This is a genomic window from Falsiruegeria sp. JB4-1, assembly GCF_055693495.1.
This window is the reverse complement of the sequence record NZ_JBVFTZ010000001.1, coordinates 146,846-166,168: the sequence shown is the minus strand read 5'-3', so window position 1 is coordinate 166,168 and position 19,323 is coordinate 146,846. Positions and strand designations below refer to the sequence as shown.

Sequence of the window (19,323 nt, the reverse complement as noted above, 5' to 3'; positions counted from 1 at the left end):
TCCAAATCACGAGGCCACTGGAATGGATACGATCTTTGCCTTGGCCAGTGCTCCTGGCAAAGCAGGTGTTTCCGTGATCCGAGTATCGGGTCGCGGTGCACATGATGCTCTTCGCGCATTGACTGGCAGACATTTTCCCAAACGTGGCATGAATCTGTGTGTTATCAAGGACATATCTGGACACCAGTTGGATGAAGCTCTGGTTTTGACCTTTGAAGCTCCGGCGAGTTTCACAGGCGAGGATGTTGTGGAACTCCAGGTTCATGGAAGTGTCGCTGTCGTCGATTCTGTGTTGCGAGCTCTTTCAGAGATCGATGACCTTCGCCTAGCAGAGCCTGGTGAATTTACCCGACGAGCCCTTGAAAATGGGAAAATGGATCTTGCCCAAGTTGAAGGGCTTGCAGACCTTATTGATGCTGAGACTGATGCTCAACGACGGCAAGCTCAAGCTGTTTTGAGCGGAGCGCTTGGGGTATTAGCAGAACGGTGGCGGCGTGATTTGATCAGGGCAGCATCATTGCTGGAAGCAGTCATAGATTTTGCTGATGAAGAAGTACCGACCGACGTTACACCAGAAGTGAATTTACTTTTGAATAAAGTCACCAAAGATCTTGATCGGCAAATCTCAGGAGTAAGAATTGCAGAGCGTATTCGCTCGGGGTTTGAAGTCGCAATTGTTGGTCGCCCTAACGTAGGAAAATCTACGCTTTTGAATGCCCTAGCGGGTAGAGATGCAGCAATAACTTCAGAGTACGCAGGAACGACGCGAGATATCATTGAAGTTCGAATGGATCTTTCTGGAATACCAGTTACTTTGTTGGACACCGCTGGTTTGCGGGAAACAGAAGACGTCGTAGAAAGCATTGGCATAGAGTTGGCTCGTAAGCGGGCTGCAGCAGCCGATCTTAGAGTGTTTCTGTTGGAAACTGCTGGTGATTGCCCTGAGTTTGCATCTGAACCGCATGACATCGTGGTATTGTCAAAGGGTGACCTTAGGAACGATGAATTGCCGTCAGTTTCCGGGCAAACTGGTAAAGGGGTCGACAAGTTGGTCGAGATGATCTCTCGGAACTTGTCGGAACGGACTGCGAGTGCAGGTGTTGCAACGCGAGAACGGCACAAGGACGCCATGATAAGGGCTCAGGTTGGGTTGACCGATGCTATGCGTGTCTTAGAATTTGGTTCTGATCAGTACGATATTGCAGCAGAAGAAATTCGAACTTCGATCCGAGCTCTCGAATCCCTGGTAGGTCGTATCGATGTGGAGAACTTGCTGGATGAGATCTTTGCGAGTTTTTGCCTGGGCAAGTAAGGAGTGTTTCACGTGAAACATTTGGATTTCGATGTCGTAGTAGTTGGCGCGGGGCATGCTGGCACGGAGGCTGCGCATGCATCCGCTCGCATGGGCGCTCGTACTGCTTTGATTACTTTGTCTGAAAAAGACATTGGCGTAATGTCGTGTAATCCGGCAATTGGCGGGTTGGGAAAAGGACATCTAGTCCGAGAAATCGATGCCCTGGATGGCGTGATGGCCCGCGTAGCAGATCTCGCAGGCATCCAATTCCGGCTGTTGAATCGCCGAAAGGGTCCAGCTGTCCAAGGCCCGCGGGCACAAGCGGATCGATCAATATACAGACGAGAGATGCTGGCACTTACCAAACTGCAACCCGACCTTGAGTTAGTGTTCGGAGAAGTGGTTGATATTCTAATCGAGAAGGGTAGGGCAACGGGCGTAGAGCTTGCCGATGGTACACAAATCTCTGCCAATTCCGTGATTCTGACATCTGGTACATTTCTACGAGGTGTTGTTCACATTGGAGACGCATCTCATCCCGGTGGGAGGATGGGCGACAAGCCTTCTATCCGACTAGCAGACCGGATCCGCGATCTTGGCTTAAATATTGGGCGGTTGAAAACTGGTACGCCACCCAGGCTGGATGGGAGAACAATTGCTTGGGATGGTTTGGAGTTACAGCGGGGTGATGATGATCCAACGCTGTTTTCCTTTATGTCCAAAGGGGTAACTGCAACACAAATTTCATGTGCAATTACCCATACAAACGAAAAAACACACGAGATTATTCGTCAGAACATTGCTAGATCGGCCATGTACGGTGGGCATATCGATGGCGTGGGTCCACGGTATTGCCCGTCGATAGAAGACAAAATTGTCCGGTTTGCGGACAAGAACTCACATCAGATATTTTTGGAACCAGAAGGGATAGATGATTTTACGGTCTATCCTAATGGGATTTCGACATCATTGCCCCAGGATGTTCAAGAACAGTATGTGCGTTCTATCCGTGGACTGGAAGATGCCAAAATTCTCCAACTTGGGTATGCAATTGAGTATGATTATGTCGATCCGAGATCGTTGAACTCGCAACTCATGCTGAAATCAACGCAAGACCTGTATTTGGCAGGGCAAATCAATGGAACGACCGGATACGAGGAAGCTGCTGCTCAGGGGATGGTAGCGGGTTTGAACGCAGCGTTGACCACCCAAAAAAGAGATCCCGTACACTTTAGCCGTTCAGAGAGTTACATCGGTGTGATGGTTGACGATTTGATTACCAGAGGTGTTACAGAACCCTATAGGATGTTCACTTCACGAGCTGAATTCCGCCTTTCGCTTCGCGCTGATAATGCGGATCAAAGGCTGACACCGAAGGGCATAGACCTAGGCTGTGTAGGTGATGAGAGAACAAAAGAGTTTAATCAAAAAAATGAGAAGCTTACGCGGGCCACTACGTTGCTGACCGACGCAGAGTTTACGCCTAATCAACTCAAAGCGTCTGGAGTCGAAGTCAATCAAGACGGCAATAGAAGGTCAGGTATGGCTGTCTTGGCATTTCCGGATGTTAGTTTTGATGATCTTATCCCGCTGATACCGGAACTGGATGAGTTTTCCCTTGATATCCAGAGACAGATCGAGCGGGATGCTCTCTATGTAAATTACATTTCGAGACAGCAAAGTGATGTGGATGCGATGCGTCGTGATGAGAATTTGAAGATACCGTCAGATATCTCATATGATGAGTTTGAAGGGCTTTCAAACGAGCTGAAACAAAAGCTGAGCAAAATACGACCGGATAATTTGGCTCAAGTCAGTCGTGTGGATGGAATGACTCCGGCGGCAATGGCATTGATATACGCTCGTGTGCGCAAGAATCGTCGTACGAGATCTGCATGAAGCAAGATGTTTTTGAAGATACCGTCGGTCATGATGTTTCACGTGAAACATTTGAACGTCTTGAAGTGTTCGCCGAGTTGGTAAGGAAGTGGAATTCAACAATTAATATCATTTCAAAGCGCAGCTTGGATGATGTTTGGACCCGGCATCTTATTGACTCAGCACAGGTGTACTATTGCGCACGGAAGTCTGGAAAGTGGGTTGATCTGGGTAGTGGAGGTGGGTTTCCTGGTGCTGTAGTTGCAATTCTTGACTCGGAGGTTAAGGCCTATTCTTCCTTTACACTTGTAGAAAGTGATCAAAGAAAGGCAGCCTTTCTTCGTACTGTTTCACGTGAAACATCTACTGATTTTTCTGTTGTCAGTAGGAGAATTGAGCAAGTGGAAGGGCAAGACGCTCAAGTTCTTTCAGCCCGAGCCTTGACTGCACTGTCTGGGTTGCTTGAGTACTGTGACAGACATTTGCACAACGAAGGGACGGGGATTTTTCCAAAAGGCATATCTTGGAAAAAAGAGCTTCAAGAAGCGCAAACAGAATGGAATTTTCAGTATGAAGCCATTACTAGTATCACAGAACCCGAAGCAGTAATCCTAAAAGTCAGGGAAATCGCGCGTGCATGACCTTTCCCGTCCCACCGGACCAAAAATAATCGCAGTAGCAAACCAAAAGGGAGGGGTTGGCAAAACGACAACCGCAATCAACCTGGCGGCTGCAATGGCTGAATCAGACCAGAAGGTTCTTGTCGTAGATCTTGATCCGCAGGGTAATGCGTCGACTGGATTGGGGATCGAGAGATCTGAGCGCTTGAATACCAGCTACGACTTTCTAACTGGTGATGCTGGCCCTGAAGAAGTCGTGCACAAAACAGAGTTTGAAGGATTGTTCATTATCCCAGCGACGGTTGATCTAAGTTCCGCGGATATTGAGTTGGTTTCCAACGAAAAAGAAGCTTTCTACTGCACGATGCGTTGCATCAGATAGCAATGGACAGCTTTGGCTGGGATTATGTCTTGATTGACTGTCCGCCCTCTCTGAACCTGCTGACTGTTAATGCGATGGTTGCGGCAGATTCCGTTTTGGTTCCGCTTCAAAGTGAATTTTTTGCACTCGAAGGTTTGTCGCAATTGATGCTGACGGTTAGAGAAGTCCGACAGACAGCAAATCCAAATTTGCGGATTGAAGGTGTTGTTCTTACGATGTTTGATCGAAGAAACAATTTGTCTCAGCAGGTAGAAGCTGATGCTCGTGACAACCTGGGAGAATTGGTATTCGAAACCAAAATACCACGAAATGTTCGGGTCAGCGAAGCACCTTCCTTTGCGCTTCCGGTTCTGAGTTATGACACGAATTCTCTGGGTGCATTGGCATATAGAGAATTGGCGAATGAATTGATGAATAAAAACAATAAGATAACTGCGTAATCAGGAGAAGCAGCAATGGCAAATAGCAAAGGAAAGCCTCGCGGTCTTGGGCGGGGTCTGTCTGCGTTAATGGCGGATGTAGCTCCTGAAGAAACGGTTTCTGTGCAGGCAAGTAGGGCTGAGACGAAGATCCCGATTGAAAAGCTGCGCGCAAATCCAGATCAGCCACGTAGGACGTTTGGTAAGGAAGATCTTGATGATTTGGCGTCATCTATCAAAGAAAAGGGCATTCTTCAGCCGCTGATCGTAAGATCGGTATCCGGTGGAGAATACGAAATTGTAGCGGGTGAACGTCGGTGGCGCGCGGCACAGTTGGCACAACTTCATGACGTTCCTGTCTTGATCCGCGAGTTTGACGACACCGAAGTTCTTGAAATTGCGATAATCGAGAACATCCAACGTGCCGATCTGAATGCAGTGGAAGAGGCTGCAGGTTTTCGTCAACTGATGGATCGTTTTGGTCATACACAAGAAAAGCTAGCCGAGGCTCTGGGTAAAAGTCGCAGCTATATTGCTAACCTTCTGCGTCTTTTGGCTTTGCCCGAAGATGTTCAGCAAATGGTGATTGATGGGTTACTGTCGGCGGGACATGCGCGCGCCCTGATTACATCGGAAAATCCGTCAGAGCTGGCCAGAATTGTTGTGCGAGACGGTCTGTCCGTCCGCGCGACCGAGGCTTTAGTGAAACGTCAGCAGAACAATGGAGAGCCATCAACCGCCCCAAAAGCGCGGAGCTCGGGATCAGAGAAAGATGCCGATACTCGTGCGTTGGAGAAAGACCTGTCTGCCATCTTGGCGATGAAGGTCGCGATCAATCACAAGGCGGGCACGGAAACCGGGCAGGTGGTTTTGACATACGAAAACCTGGATCAACTAGACGACTTGTGCGCCAAACTTAGCCGTTAGGGCGGGTCCAGATGAAAATCAGGACAGCGCTCAGCGTAATGCCCTGAATGATAAGAATGTGAGTGGCCAGCCCAAGCGCCAATGACAGACTAAATACAGCCGCGATCGAAAGAGTCGCGGCTTTTTTTGCGGTAGGGCGAATGGCTCCACTGGTGTTCCAATCAACTATCATCGGGCCGAAAATGGAATGCGACAGTAGCCAGTCGTGCAGGCGTTCAGACGAGCGAGCAAAACAGAAGGCGGCCAATAGCAGGAACGGGACAGTTGGGAGAAGGGGAAGAACAACTCCGATCATGGCGCAAGCCACGCATAACACCCCCAAAACAACCCAAAGCACCCGCATATTCTAAACCACCAACAATTCCCGAATAACGGCGTTCAACACAGCGCGCCCGCCCTTGGTTGCTTTCAAGGTTGATCCAATTTGTTCGACCATCCCGATATCTGAGAGATAGTTCACCCGGTCCTTGGGAATGGATGAGGGGGATAGGGATTGGAATCTGTCCATATCTATTCCCTCAACTAACCTAAGCCCCATCATAAGGTATTCATTAGCCTGATCTTGTGTGGTGAGTTCCATTCGGACAGATTCACCAGTTCTGTGAGAAACCTTCTCAAGCCACTCTTTTGGGTTCAAGTAGGATTCAGTTGCAAATTTTTGGCCATTCAGGGTTAGGCGTCCGTGCGCACCGGGACCAATGCCAACATAGTCGCCATATCGCCAATAGACTTGATTGTGCTGCGATTCCGAACCCGGTTTGGCGTGGTTTGAAATCTCGTAGGCTGGCAGGCTGGCGGCCTCGCAAATCTCTTGCGTGGCCATGTACATATCGGCGGATGTGTCATCTTCGGGGAGGCCACGCAGTTTGCCAACTGCATATCGATCACCGAAAGCTGTACCTTGCTCGATTGTCAGTTGATAAAGCGACAGGTGATCTATCGCCATGGATAGAGCTTGCTTTAGTTCAGCTTTCCAGTCCGAGAGGGATTGATGCTGACGAGCATAGATCAGGTCAAAACTGACCCGGTCAAAGCAATTTCGGGCGACGTCAAACGCCTTTTGAGCTTCTGCAACTGTATGGATTCGACCTAAGCGCCGCAGGTCTTCGTCGTTCAGCGCCTGAATACCCATCGAGATTCGGTTGACCCCGGCATCGCGATAGCCAGCAAAGCGACCAGCCTCGACTGAACCAGGGTTCGCCTCGAGGGTGATCTCCATATTGTTGGCCGGATGCCAATGCCCACGGGCTGCCTGAATGACGGCATCAACCGTATCGGGGGACATTAAGGACGGGGTGCCGCCGCCAAAAAAGATCGTGTTCAGAACGCGGCCGGGGGTTTGAGCAGCGTAACGTTCAAGTTCGAGTAGGTAGGCTTCTACCCAGGCGGCTTGGTCTATTTGGCGGCTGACATGGCTGTTGAAGTCGCAATAGGGGCATTTGGCCTCGCAAAACGGCCAGTGGACATACAGGCCAAAGCCCCCGTTTTGCCAATCATCCGCCAAAGCAACCCTGCACGAACTTTTGCACCGCAAGCGCGCGGTGGCTGATCTTGTTCTTTTCCCAGCGATCCATCTCGGCAAAGGTGATGTCGTGGCCCTCAGGGATAAACATCGGATCATAGCCAAAGCCCTGATCGCCACGCATGGGCCAGGTTAGGTGCCCGGGGGCAATGCCTTCGAACACTTCGTCATGCCCATCAGGCCAGGCCACAACCAAGGTGCTGCGAAACTGGGCAAGACGGGGGTGGGGGGCGTTGATCGCCTCAAGCTCGTTCTGGGCGCGGGTCATGGCCATAACAAAGTCACGGCCATTTCCGGTTTCGGCCCAATCGGCGGTGTAAACACCGGGAGCACCGTTCAGCGCGTCGATGGTGATACCGCTGTCATCAGACAGACATGGCAGGCCGGTGGCCTTTGCTGCAGCGTGGGCCTTGATCCGGGCGTTGCCGACGAATGTGTCTTCGGTCTCTTCCGGTTCAGGCAAATCCATGTCTGCCGCGCCGACCACCTTGACTCCAAAGGGCGAAAGGAGATGTTCCATCTCCTCTAACTTGCCCTTGTTGTGGGTGGCAAAGACCAGCGTATCGCCATCGAACGTGCGGGTCATGCGGTGGCGGCCTTTTGCATCGCGGCCAGTTCACCCACGCCTTTTTCCGCCAAATCCATCAGCTGATCCATTTGGGCACGGCTGAACACCGAACCTTCGGCGCTCATCTGCACTTCGATCAGTTTGCCCGAACCGGTCATGATGAAGTTGCCGTCAACGCCGGCTTCGGAATCTTCGGGATAGTCCAGATCCAGTACGGGCTGACCGGCATAGATGCCGCAGGACACAGCAGCAACCGGATCAACCAACGGATCGGAAATCACATCGCCGGCTTTCATTAGCTTGTTGACCGCCAGACGCAGGGCAACCCAACCGCCGGTGATCGACGCGCAACGGGTGCCACCGTCGGCCTGGATCACGTCACAGTCGACGGTGATCTGACGTTCGCCCAAGGCCACGCGGTCCACGCCGGCGCGCAGGGCACGGCCGATCAGACGCTGGATCTCAACCGTGCGGCCACCTTGTTTACCGCTGGCGGCCTCGCGACGCATGCGGGTGTTGGTTGCGCGGGGCAACATGCCGTATTCCGCCGTAACCCAACCCAGGCCAGATCCTTTGATAAAGGGCGGAACGCGGTCTTCGATGGTGGCGGTGCACAGCACATGCGTGTCGCCCATCTTGATCAGGCAAGAGCCTTCGGCATGTTTGGTAAAACCGGTTTCGATGGAAACCGAACGCATTTGGTCAAGTTCACGTCCAGAGGGTCGCATTGGAAATCCTTTGTTTGCTGGCTTGGGGATAACTCTGGTGAGAGCAGGGAGCAACCCCGATTGACCTTTGGCTCTGGTGGGATTTAATGACACCCAAGCCGGAGAACCCTAATGACAGACGCGAGCAAAATTCTGGACGAGATGAACGATCGCTCGCGCGAGGTGTTTCGGTTGATCGTCGAAGGGTACCTGGACAGTGGCGAGCCGGTAGGCAGCCGGACCTTGACCCGCACGCTGAGTGAAAAGGTCAGCGCTGCGACGATCCGCAATGTGATGCAGGATCTGGAGTTTCTAGGCCTGCTCGACAGCCCCCATGTCAGCGCTGGCCGGGTGCCGACGCAGATGGGGCTGCGAATGTTTGTCGATGGGTTGCTAGAGGTCGGTGATCTGAACGTGGCGGATCGCAAAAAGATCGACGCGACGGTAGACAGCAACTCGGCCGATGTCAGTGGTTTGCTTGATCGTGTGGGGTCGGTTCTGTCGGGGGTGACTCAAGGCGCGTCCCTGGTTCTGACACCGAAACACGAGGCCGAAATCAAACATATCGAGTTTGTTTCGCTGGCCCATGACCGGGCGCTGGTGGTTTTGGTCTTTTCCGACGGGCATGTTGAAAACCGCCTGTTCACACCGCCGCCGGGACAGACACCAAGTTCGATGCGCGAAGCGGCAAATTTCCTGAATTCCTTGATCGAGGGGCGGACGCTTAGCGAGGTGAGCACTGTGATTCAGTCACAGATCGCCGCCCGCAAGCAAGAGATCGACGTGCTGGCCCGCGAGATGGTCGAAGGGGTTTGGCTGCATGGGATGGGGAGGGACAGGATTCGGCCCGCCTGATAGTGCGGGGACGAGCGAATCTTTTGGCGGACACGGGCCAAGAGGAAGAGCTGGAGCGGATCAGATCGCTGTTTGACGACCTGGAACGCAAGCGAGACATCGCAGAATTTCTGGAACTGACCGAAGACGGCGACGGTGTGCGCATTTTTATTGGCTCTGAGAACAAACTTTTCTCACTTTCGGGTTCCTCTTTGGTGGTGTCTCCCTATATGAACGCTGATCGTAAGATCATTGGTGCGGTCGGGGTGATTGGCCCGACGCGCCTGAATTACGGACGGATCGTGCCTATCGTCGACTATACCGCGCAGTTGGTCGGCAAGCTCGTATCGGACCGGAGTTAGAGGTAGAAAGATGGCAGAGCCAAAGAACGAAGATTTTCTGGATGACATCGCAACGGCAGAAGCCGAAGAGCTGGCCGAAGAATTTGCTGAGATCAGCGACGAAGCGCTTGAACTGGACGAGCTGCGTGCGGAACGGGACGCGCTGAAGGACAAATTCATGCGCGCGCTGGCGGATGCGGAAAACGCCCGCAAGCGGGGCGACAAGGCCCGTCGCGATGCCGAGAACTATGGTGGATCAAAACTGGCGCGTGACATGCTGCCCGTTTACGACAACCTAAAACGCGGGCTGGAAGCCGCAACTGACGAACAGCGCGAAGTTTCTGCAGCGCTGATCGAAGGTGTCGAACTGACCATGCGTGCGCTGTTGGATGTATTTGGCAAGCACGGTGTTCACATTGTTTCGCCCGAAGTTGGTGATCGTTTTGACCCGCAAATGCACGAGGCGATGTTTGAGGCTCCGGTGCCCGGTACCCGAGCCGGCGACATCATTCAGGTGTCCGCCGAAGGGTTCATGTTACATGACCGTCTGCTGCGTCCGGCGCAGGTTGGCGTAAGCTCGACAGCCGGCAGGCTGATGTATCGCCTTCGAGGCGATCAATTGGAAAAAGATGAAGAAGCGGTCAGGATTTGGCCGCTTCTTTCAGTTTGTAGATCAGATCAAGCGCTTCGCGCGGACTGAGTTCATCCGGATGGATATCATCCAACATCCCATTTACCGCTGAAGTTTTGGCAACGGGCAGAGATGGCGGTGGCGCAGCCGAAAACAGAGGCAGATCGTCGATCAGCGCTTTTTGCTTGCCGCCTTCACGCTCGTTCTGTTCCAACTGCTCCAGAACCGCTCGGGCGCGTTCGACCACAGACGGGGGAAGGCTGGCAAGCTGGGCGACCTGAACACCGTATGACCGGTCCGCGGCGCCTTTGCGTACTTCGTGCAGGAAGATGACTTCGCCTTCCCATTCTTTGACGGCGACAGTGGCGTTATCAACACCCTCCAGACTACCGGCGAGGGCCGTAAGCTCATGATAATGCGTGGCAAATAGCGCGCGGCAGCTGTTTGTTGCGTGCAGATGCTCCAAGGTGGCCCAGGCAATGGATAGACCGTCATAGGTGGCAGTACCGCGACCTATTTCGTCCAGGATGACAAGCGCACGTTCGTCGGCCTGATTAAGGATCGCAGCGGTTTCCACCATCTCAACCATGAATGTCGAACGCCCGCGCGCCAAGTCGTCTGATGCTCCGACGCGGCTGAACAATTGACTGACCAGTCCAATTTCGGCGCGTTCAGCGGGAACATAGCTGCCCATTTGCGCCAGTAGAGCGATTAGTGCGTTCTGACGCAGGAAAGTCGATTTACCGGCCATGTTGGGACCGGTCAAAAGCCAGACAGCGGCGCCACCATTTGCTGTTAGATCACAGTCGTTTGCGATGAAAGCGTCACCTGATTGTTTCTGCAGCGCCCGTTCAACGACCGGATGGCGACCCCCGGTTATGTTAAATGAACGAGAGTTGTCGACATGAGGTCGGCACCAACTCTCTCCTCGTGCCAAATCAGCAAGTGATGTAGCCAGGTCGAGTTCTGCCAGACCGCGCGCCGCTTGGTTGAGTAGGGCGGCTTGGGCCAAAACTTCGTCAGAAAGCCTTTGATAGAGCCGCTTTTCAATCTCAAGCGCCAGATTTCCGGCGTTCAGAATGCGGGTTTCTATCTCGCTGAGTTCGACGGTGGTGAACCGCACCTGATTGGCCGTGGTCTGCCGGTGGATATAAGTCTCAGAGAATGGCGCACTGAGCATCTTGTCGGCATGTGTCGCCGTAGTTTCGATGAAATAGCCAAGCACATTGTTGTGCTTAATCTTGAGCGAGGTGATCCCTGTATGTTCGGCGTATTTCTGCTGAAAGCCGGCGATGACCGAGCGACCTTCGTCGCGTAGGGTGCGAGCCTCATCCAGCTCAGAGTCATAGCCGGGTGCAATGAACCCGCCATCACGGGCCAGCAGTGGCGGCTCGGCCACCAATGAGGCATCGAGCAACCCGAGCAGATCGTCAAATCCACGTAGGTTGGTAGTGGCTTGAATCATCAAGTCGGGCAGGTCTATGCCGTCGGTTGAGGCGGCGATGTCTTCGGCCTGGATTAACCCGTTCCGGATCGCAGCCAGATCTCGAGGGCCACCTCGGTCGAGCGCAAGGCGTGAAAGCGCACGATCAAGGTCGGGAGTCTTTCGCAGGCTGTCGCGCAGCCCTTCCCTAAGCGAGGATTGTTCGACGCAGAAATCCAGCGCAGCCAGGCGCGCGTGGATGGTATCGAGCTTGCGCGAGGGGCTGGAAATGCGCTGTTCCAGTAGGCGTCCGCCACCGGGTGTCACTGTGCGGTCTATGACAGACAGCAGCGAGCCGAATTTGTCGCCGCTGAGAGAACGGGTCAGCTCTAGATTGCGGCGTGTGGCCGCGTCGATTTGCATCACGCGGTCTTCGCTGTCCTGTTCGGGAGGCAAAAGCAGCGGCAGTTTACCCTTTTGCGTGATCTCAAGATAATCGACCAGCGCGCCCATCGCGGACAATTCGGGTCGCGAGAATTTTCCGAAACCATCCAATGAGCTAACCTTGAACAGCTCTTGCAGGCGTTTTTCGGCTCCGGTGCTGTCAAAGCTGGCTTTGCCCAGCGGCGTCAGCGGGATTTTAAAATCATCTGCTAGTGGACGCAGGGTTTGGAACACCGGATCGTCTACAACCAGCAACTCAGACGGAGCAAGGCGAGCAAGCTCTGGCCCCAACCGCTGCTTTGAAACGGTCATGACGTGAAACGCACCGGTTGAAATGTCTGCCCAGGCCAGCGCTGCGCTGTCGCGCACTTCGGCATAGGCCACCAGAAAGTTGTGGCGCCGTGCGTCAAGCAGGGCGTCTTCGGTCAAGGTGCCGGGGGTCACCAGACGCACAACATCGCGTCGAACTACCGATTTAGAGCCTCTTTTTTGGCCTCAGCCGGGCTTTCCATCTGTTCACAGACAGCCACGCGAAACCCTTTGCGGATCAAAGTCAGTAGATACCCCTCGGCTGCATGCACGGGCACGCCACACATAGGGATGTCATTGCCATTGTGTTTGCCTCGTTTGGTCAGCGCGATGTCCATGGCTTGAGCGGCGTCGACAGCGTCGTCAAAGAACATCTCGTAAAAGTCGCCCATGCGATAAAACAGCAGGGCATCTGCGTGCGCCTCTTTGATTTCGAGGTATTGGGCCATCATGGGCGTGACTGTGGACAAAGGTGAATTCTCCGACTGGACCGAGCGAGACCTTACAAATCCGTCCAGTCCGGTGAAAGCCGAAAACGCATTGTCGTTGAGACTGCGTGCTGCCTGCGCTATGAGGCGAGAAGCCCGAACAGTGAAAAGAACGACCGATCTGATGCCTAAAGCGAAAATTACCGACCAAGAGGCGCTGGCCTTTCACCTGGAACCGACCCCTGGCAAGTTTGAGATTCAGGCCACAGTGCCTATGACAACTCAGCGGGACCTATCGCTGGCATACAGCCCCGGTGTTGCGGTTCCCTGTGAGGCAATCGCCGCCAACCCCGAGACCGCCTATGATTACACCAACAAGGGCAACCTTGTGGCGGTGATTTCGAATGGTACTGCTGTTCTGGGCCTCGGGAACTTGGGGGCGCTGGGTTCGAAACCAGTGATGGAAGGCAAGGCAGTCTTGTTTAAACGGTTCGCGGATGTGAACTCGATCGACATCGAGCTGGACACCGAAGACACCGATGCGTTCATCAACGCGGTTAGGCTGATGGGGCCGACGTTTGGCGGCATCAACCTTGAAGATATCAAAGCGCCCGAATGCTTCATCATCGAACAGCGTCTGAAGGAAGAGATGGATATTCCTGTCTTCCACGATGACCAGCACGGGACGGCGGTGATTTGCGCAGCGGGATTGCTAAACGCACTGCACATCTCGGGCAAAAAAATTGAAGACGTCAAAATCGTTTTGAACGGTGCGGGTGCGGCTGGCATCGCCTGTATCGAACTGCTCAAAGCGATGGGCGCGCGGCATGAAAACTGCATCGTCTGTGACACCAAGGGCGTGATTTATCAGGGTCGGACCGAGGGGATGAACCAGTGGAAGTCGGCCCACGCCATCACCACTGAACTGCGCACCCTGGAAGAGGCGATGAACGGCGCTGACGTGTTCCTGGGGGTGTCGGTCAAGGGGGCCGTGACGCCAGAAATGGTGGCCAGCATGGCCGACAATCCCGTAATCTTTGCCATGGCGAACCCTGATCCTGAGATTACGCCGGAAGAGGCACATGAAGTGCGTGTCGATGCGATCGTCGCGACTGGCCGGTCGGATTACCCGAACCAGGTCAACAACGTGTTGGGTTTTCCGTATCTGTTCCGTGGCGCGCTGGACATTCACGCCCGTGCCATCAACGACGAGATGAAGATTGCCTGCGCGCATGCGCTGGCTAAACTTGCGCGCGAGGATGTGCCGGATGAGGTCGCGATGGCTTATGGCAAGTCGCTGACCTTTGGTCGGGATTACATCATCCCAACACCCTTTGATCCGCGCCTGATTCACCGGATCCCGCCAGCGGTTGCTCGTGCTGGCATGGATACGGGCGCCGCGCGCTAAGCCGATTATCGACATGGATGCTTACGAGCTGAGCCTGAAATCACGGATGGATCCGACGGCCAGTATCCTACGCGGCCTGAACGCCCGCGCGCGCCAGGCGCAAAGCCGGATGATCTTTGCTGAAGGTGACGACCCCCGCGTGTTGCGTGCAGCGGTGATGTATCAGCGATCGGGTTTTGGTAAGGCTTTGGTTGTTGGTCGTCAGGAAGACGTGAAGGAAAAGCTTGAAGCGGCTGGCTTGGGCGACGCAGTGCGCGAGCTGGAGGTTGTGAACGCCGCCAACACGATGCACCTCGATACCTATAAGGATTTTCTTTATAAGCGCCTGCAGCGTAAGGGTTTTGACGGCAAGGATATTCACCGCCTGGCTGCGCGGGATCGCCATGTGTTCTCTGCCCTGATGTTGGCACATGGACATGGCGATGGTCTGGTGACCGGGGCCACGCGTAAATCTGCGCATTGCTTGGACCGCATCAACCACGTGTTTGACGCTGATGCCGATCATGGGGCGGCAGGTGTAACTGCTTTGCTGCACAAGGGTCGGATCGTCCTGATTGGAGACACGCTGGTGCATGAATGGCCGGACGAGAACAATCTGGCCGATATCGCGGAACGCGCGGCCGAGGTTGCTCGCCATATGGGTCTTGACCCGCGTGTGGCTTTTGTCAGTTTTTCGACCTTTGGTTACCCGGTCTCGGAGCGAGCCGAAAAAATGCACATTGCGCCCGAGGTCCTGGATCAACGCGGCGTTGATTTTGAATACGAAGGTGAGATGACCGTCGACGTCGCGCTGAATGCACAGCAACAAGAGGCCTATCCCTTCTCGCGTTTGACCGGTCCCGCCAACATCCTGATCGTTCCAGCGCGGCACTCGGCCAGTATCTCGACCAAGTTGATGCAGGAAATGGGTGGGGCAACTGTAATTGGCCCAATCCTGTCGGGCGTCGACAAGCCGATTCAAATCTGTTCGACCGGTTCGACCGCCAATGACATCCTGAACATGGCCATCCTGGCCGCTTGCGATATCGGGTAAGCCATGGCGATTTGGAACTTGGGCTCGATCAATGCGGACATGGTCTATGCCGTGCCGCATCTGCCTGGCCCGGGGGAAACGTTGGCCGCAATGGAGCTTTCGCAGTTTCTGGGCGGTAAGGGGGCCAATATGTCGGTTGCCGCGGCTCGAGCCGGGGCGCATGTTTGCCATATTGGCGCCGTGGGTGCGGATGGGCGCTGGGCGGTAGAACGACTGACCGAATACGGCGTGGATACCCGGCAAATTGCTGAAGTGTCAGCGCCCACCGGCCACGCAATCATCGCTGTTGAAGCATCGGGCGAAAACCAGATCTTGCTCTTTGCCGGGGCCAACCATGCGATCACGATGGATCAACTGGGGCAGGCCCTTTCGCAAGCAGGAGCAGGAGACATTCTGGTTCTGCAGAACGAAACCAACGCTCAGGTCGATGCGGCGAAGATGGGTCGCGATCTGGGGTTGAAGGTGTGCTATGCCGCTGCGCCGTTTGACGCGGATGCAGTTCAGGCCGTGTTGCCCTTTCTGGATTTTCTGATCTTGAACGAAGTTGAAGCTGCGCAGTTGCAAGAGGCCACCGGCTTGGCGCCTGAAGCCCTGCCTGTGGCGCAGGTTATCGTTACTTTGGGCTCCAAAGGAGCGCTCTTTTTCGATACTAATAAGGGCAAAAAGCAGGAATTCTCGGCCTTCAAGGTCAAGGCAGTGGATACTACAGGTGCAGGTGATACTTTTACAGGTTACGTTCTAGCCGGAATGAACCGTGGCCTGCCCATGCCCCAAGCCATCAGTCAAGCCATGCGTGCGGCGGCCATCATGGTTACGCGACACGGCACAGCAGATGTAATTCCGGACTTAAAAGACGTCCAGGACACTATTCTTTAGCTTCCGACAAACGGCGCGTCGTTGCCCCATAGATCCTTTACACGCTGATCGCGGCCGCAGGCGTTGCGATATGCTTTATACGCGGATGCCTGACGTTTCGGGCCAAAGCGCGTGAGGATCAACTTCGACCCTTTGTAGTAATCCTGATGATATGCCTCGGCGGGGTAGAACGTGCTTTCCGACAGGATAGGCGTCACGATTTTCTGCCCCAAGGCGTCTTGAGCCTCGGCTTTGACCTTAGCGGCAAGCGCCTTTTCGCCAGTGTTAGAGACGAAAATTGCCGTGCGATAGCTGTCGCCTCGGTCACAGAATTGCCCGCCGGGGTCGGTGGGATCGACCGAGCGGAAGAACATGGCCAAAAGCTGCTCGCGCGAGACTTTGTCGGGGTTAAATGTGATCTGGACCGCTTCAAAGTGCCCGGTTCCACCCGCTGTCACCTGTTTGTAAGTGGGATCTTTGGCCTTGCCGCCAGTGTAACCTGATACAGCTTCGACTACGCCTGGCACGGATTCGAAGTCGGATTCGACGCACCAGAAGCAACCGCCCGCAACCGTTAGGGTTTCAGTTCCAGCCGCAGAGGCTGCGCCGACACGCACTAACGATGCGGCGGCAATCAAAATCACCAGTGCAATCATCTTGAAATCTGATTTGAGATCTTGAGTCAGGGTCATGGCAAATCTCCTTTGAATATAAGCTGACAGGCGATCCCTCACGCAGCAAGTCACTGTCATGTCATGTCACGACCTGGTGAGGTTGAGTTACCTCTTGGCGCCAATTGTTACACGGTCTAGCGTCACGCGAGCAGGAGGACCCCGATGACCGAAAAGATGAGCACCCATCAGGCCGAAGAAGACGCGCGTAACGAAGAGATATTGATCTACGTCGACGGCAAAATTGTACCCAAGGCCGAAGCCACCGTCAGCGTTTATGACAGTGGGTTCATGTTGGGCGATGGCGTGTGGGAGGGCCTGCGTTTGTATGATGGATGTTGGGCGTTTCTGGACGAACACATGGATCGCCTTTTCGAAGCCGCAAATGCCATCGATCTAGATATCACCCTGTCAAAAGCCGAGGTGATTGCGGCCCTGCATGCAGTACAACGGGCCAATGGTATGACCACCGACGCGCACGCCCGACTGATGGTCACACGTGGGGTTAAGAATCGCCCTTTTCAGCACCCATCACTCAGCCGTTCGGGTCCGACGATGGTGATCATCATGGAACATTCCAAGCCCAAACTGCCGCGCCCGATCCGCCTGGCCACGGTGCCGCACCTACGCGGACTGCCGATGTCGCAGGATCCCAAGCTGAATTCACACTCTAAGCTGAACTGTATCCTGGCTTGCATCGCCGCCGAAAAAGCGGGAGCGGATGAAGGGTTGATGCTGGACATTAATGGTTTCGTGAACACGACCAACGCTTGCAACTTCTTTATCGTGCGCAAAGGCGAGGTTTGGACTTCGACCGGGGACTACTGCATGAATGGCATCACCCGCCAAAAGGTGATCGACCTGTGCCGCGCCAACGGCATTCCCGTTTATGAGCGGAACTATTCTTTGGTTGACACTTACGGCGCCGACGAGGCGTTTCTAACCGGCACATTCGGTGCCCAGACACCAGTGAGCGAGATTGATGGCCGGATGATCGGAGCCGGGCAGATGGGACCGGTGACCAAGCGCATTCGCGAGCTATACAAAGATCTGATCCAGACCCAAATCGGCTAGATTTTCTCCAACAGCCACGCTTGTTCTTGCGCAGGGGCGAGGCCTTTCAGGCCGCCAGGAATATCGTGCCTGTAGAACAGCTTCTTCGTGAAATGGGCGCCGTAAAGTGCCTCGATCTGGGGTTCGGGCACCGAAAACGGCGGGCCAGAGAGCAGGCTTTGATCGTAGTCGAAAGAGATCACGAATTGCCGCGCCAAATGGGTAATCTCGGCAAGATGCTTGACGTATTTGGGTCGCATCTCACGGGGCAAGGCAACCATGGCCGCCCGGTCGTGTATCAAATCGACTTGCCCGATCAGCTCTGCGGTCAAATCAAAGACGTCGCCGACGTAGACATCCAGATCGGGTGCACTGAAGTGTTTCAGATTGCCTAATTCCTGCACATCCGGTGTGACGCCCAAATCATCAAACAACTGCCTGATCGCGATCTGGCTTAGCTCGACCGCAACAACCCGATAACCTTTGGACAACAACCAGCCAATATCGCGGGTTTTTCCACAGAGCGGGACAAATATGCGACTGTCTTTTGGCATTGGGTGAGCATCTATGAATTTCACCAAAAGATTGTGCGCCTTGTCCTGATGCCATCCCAGGCGATTTTCTTCCCAGCGGTTAATCCAGAAATCCGGCTTCATTTCGACATCCTTTCATGCGCGCCTTATGCAGATGGGATGTGCTGACACGCGTCGTCAAGGGGCCTTACCATTCCGTTTGCATTGTGCGGGAAATCGGCGTCTTGTGCGGGGTCACACAACCATCGATTTTTGAGGGAAGAATGCATATTGCGATGTGGTCGGGGCCGCGGAATCTTTCGACGGCCATGATGTACAGCTTTGGTGCGCGCACCGATTGCGCCGTCACGGATGAGCCGTTTTATGCGGCCTATCTGCAGATGACTGGGTTGGATCATCCTATGCGCGCCGAAATTATGTCCTCGCAATCGCAAGACCCGATCAAAGTGGCCGAGACCCTGACCGGCCCCACCCCCGGCGCGCGGCCGTTCTGGTATCAGAAACACATGACTCAGCATATGATCTCCGGCGTGCCGCGCGACTGGATGCGAAAGGTGCGAAATGTGTTCCTGATCCGACATCCGGCGCGGGTGATCGCCAGTTATGGTGCCAAACGTGAGAACCCGACATTGGATGATATCGGGTTTTGGCAGCAGGCAGAGCTGTTTGACGAAGTGCAGGGCTGGGGCGGTGATCCAGTGGTGATCGATAGCCACGATATCCGCGACAATCCTGCCGATATGCTGGAACGGTTGTGTGATGTCATCGGGATGCCGTTTTCCCCCAACATGCTCAGCTGGCCACAAGGGGGTCACCCTCAGGACGGCGTGTGGGCGCCCCATTGGTATGGCGCTGTTTGGCGCAGCACCGGATTTGCAGGGCCAGAAGATGACCTGCCTGAGGTGCCGGAACATTTGCAACCGGTGCTAGAGGCAGCGTTGCCGTTTTATGAACAGATGAAGGCAGCCAAGATTTGAAGCCCGCACAACGGGGTTGGGAAGAATTGCCAACTATCTCGGGAACAGTGCACTGACATGACGCTC

Annotated in this window: 13 protein-coding genes and 5 pseudogenes; 11 read left to right on the top strand and 7 right to left on the bottom strand. The window is 54.3% G+C overall.

The window, feature by feature from the left end:
• Positions 1–22 precede the first annotated feature (22 nt).
• The 5 genes and pseudogenes from mnmE to ACZ1HE_RS00830 all read left to right on the top strand — a co-directional run bounded on the left by mnmE (position 23) and on the right by ACZ1HE_RS00830 (position 5,520).
• Positions 23–1,312 carry a tRNA uridine-5-carboxymethylaminomethyl(34) synthesis GTPase MnmE gene (gene mnmE / locus ACZ1HE_RS00850; RefSeq protein ID WP_472619160.1) on the top strand — a complete coding sequence of 430 codons (1,290 nt, stop codon included), beginning with the start codon at positions 23–25 and terminating at the stop codon, positions 1,310–1,312.
• 12 nt (positions 1,313–1,324) lie between these two features.
• Positions 1,325–3,193: a tRNA uridine-5-carboxymethylaminomethyl(34) synthesis enzyme MnmG gene (mnmG, locus tag ACZ1HE_RS00845; protein ID WP_472619159.1), complete on the top strand. Its 1,869-nt coding sequence runs from the start codon at positions 1,325–1,327 to the stop codon at positions 3,191–3,193.
• Complete coding sequence (gene rsmG / locus ACZ1HE_RS00840; RefSeq protein ID WP_472619158.1) at positions 3,190–3,813, top strand: 16S rRNA (guanine(527)-N(7))-methyltransferase RsmG; 624 nt, start codon at positions 3,190–3,192, stop codon at positions 3,811–3,813. The genes mnmG and rsmG overlap by 4 nt, the downstream gene beginning before the upstream one ends.
• Positions 3,806–4,614: pseudogene (locus ACZ1HE_RS00835) on the top strand (ParA family protein). The gene rsmG and the pseudogene ACZ1HE_RS00835 overlap by 8 nt, the downstream one beginning before the upstream one ends.
• Before the next feature lie 15 nt (positions 4,615–4,629).
• Positions 4,630–5,520, top strand: coding sequence for a ParB/RepB/Spo0J family partition protein (locus ACZ1HE_RS00830; protein ID WP_472619157.1), 891 nt, complete (start codon positions 4,630–4,632; stop codon positions 5,518–5,520).
• On the opposite strand, the gene ACZ1HE_RS00825 is transcribed toward ACZ1HE_RS00830, so the two are convergent.
• The 4 genes from ACZ1HE_RS00825 to rph are packed head-to-tail and all read right to left on the bottom strand — an operon-like array spanning position 5,510 to position 8,338.
• The gene (locus ACZ1HE_RS00825; protein ID WP_472619156.1) at positions 5,510–5,863 is read right to left on the bottom strand and encodes a YbaN family protein; all 354 of its coding nucleotides are present in this window, start codon (positions 5,861–5,863) and stop codon (positions 5,510–5,512) included. The two genes, ACZ1HE_RS00830 and ACZ1HE_RS00825, sit on opposite strands and share 11 nt — an antisense overlap.
• Before the next feature lie 3 nt (positions 5,864–5,866).
• Complete coding sequence (hemW, locus tag ACZ1HE_RS00820; protein WP_472619155.1) at positions 5,867–7,024, bottom strand: radical SAM family heme chaperone HemW; 1,158 nt, start codon at positions 7,022–7,024, stop codon at positions 5,867–5,869.
• On the bottom strand, positions 7,014–7,628 hold the full coding sequence (gene rdgB / locus ACZ1HE_RS00815) for an RdgB/HAM1 family non-canonical purine NTP pyrophosphatase (RefSeq protein ID WP_472619154.1): 615 nt from the start codon (positions 7,626–7,628) through the stop codon (positions 7,014–7,016). Before rdgB ends, hemW begins: the two co-directional genes overlap by 11 nt.
• Positions 7,625–8,338: a ribonuclease PH gene (rph, locus tag ACZ1HE_RS00810; RefSeq protein ID WP_472619153.1), complete on the bottom strand. Its 714-nt coding sequence runs from the start codon at positions 8,336–8,338 to the stop codon at positions 7,625–7,627. The genes rdgB and rph overlap by 4 nt, the downstream gene beginning before the upstream one ends.
• 111 nt (positions 8,339–8,449) lie before the next feature.
• Between rph and hrcA the strand changes: the two are divergent.
• Both hrcA and ACZ1HE_RS00800 read left to right on the top strand, forming a co-directional pair.
• A pseudogene (gene hrcA, locus ACZ1HE_RS00805) lies at positions 8,450–9,513 on the top strand (heat-inducible transcriptional repressor HrcA).
• Positions 9,514–9,523: 10 nt separating this feature from the next.
• A pseudogene (locus ACZ1HE_RS00800) lies at positions 9,524–10,075 on the top strand (nucleotide exchange factor GrpE); the annotation flags it as partial.
• Positions 10,076–10,133: 58 nt separating this feature from the next.
• On the opposite strand, the pseudogene mutS reads toward ACZ1HE_RS00800, so the two are convergent.
• Positions 10,134–12,751, bottom strand: a pseudogene (gene mutS / locus ACZ1HE_RS00795) (DNA mismatch repair protein MutS).
• Positions 12,752–12,911: 160 nt separating this feature from the next.
• Here mutS and ACZ1HE_RS00790 point away from each other — a divergent pair.
• A pseudogene (locus ACZ1HE_RS00790) lies at positions 12,912–15,168 on the top strand (NADP-dependent malic enzyme).
• A gap of 3 nt (positions 15,169–15,171) precedes the next feature.
• Entirely contained in the window at positions 15,172–16,044 is an 873-nt protein-coding gene (locus ACZ1HE_RS00785; RefSeq protein WP_472619152.1) for a ribokinase, read from the top strand.
• On the opposite strand, the gene msrA is transcribed toward ACZ1HE_RS00785, so the two are convergent.
• Complete coding sequence (gene msrA, locus ACZ1HE_RS00780) at positions 16,041–16,715, bottom strand: peptide-methionine (S)-S-oxide reductase MsrA (RefSeq protein ID WP_472619151.1); 675 nt, start codon at positions 16,713–16,715, stop codon at positions 16,041–16,043. The genes ACZ1HE_RS00785 and msrA overlap by 4 nt on opposite strands.
• A gap of 144 nt (positions 16,716–16,859) precedes the next feature.
• On the opposite strand from msrA, the gene ACZ1HE_RS00775 reads away from it, so the two are divergent.
• Positions 16,860–17,768: a D-amino acid aminotransferase gene (locus tag ACZ1HE_RS00775; RefSeq protein ID WP_472619150.1), complete on the top strand. Its 909-nt coding sequence runs from the start codon at positions 16,860–16,862 to the stop codon at positions 17,766–17,768.
• Here ACZ1HE_RS00775 and tmpT read toward each other — a convergent pair.
• Positions 17,765–18,403, bottom strand: coding sequence for a thiopurine S-methyltransferase (gene tmpT, locus ACZ1HE_RS00770; protein ID WP_472619149.1), 639 nt, complete (start codon positions 18,401–18,403; stop codon positions 17,765–17,767). The genes ACZ1HE_RS00775 and tmpT overlap by 4 nt on opposite strands.
• Positions 18,404–18,543: 140 nt before the next feature.
• Between tmpT and ACZ1HE_RS00765 the strand changes: the two genes are divergently transcribed.
• Positions 18,544–19,257, top strand: a complete 714-nt coding sequence (locus ACZ1HE_RS00765; protein ID WP_472619148.1) for a sulfotransferase-like domain-containing protein — start codon at positions 18,544–18,546, stop codon at positions 19,255–19,257.
• Positions 19,258–19,323 lie beyond the last annotated feature (66 nt).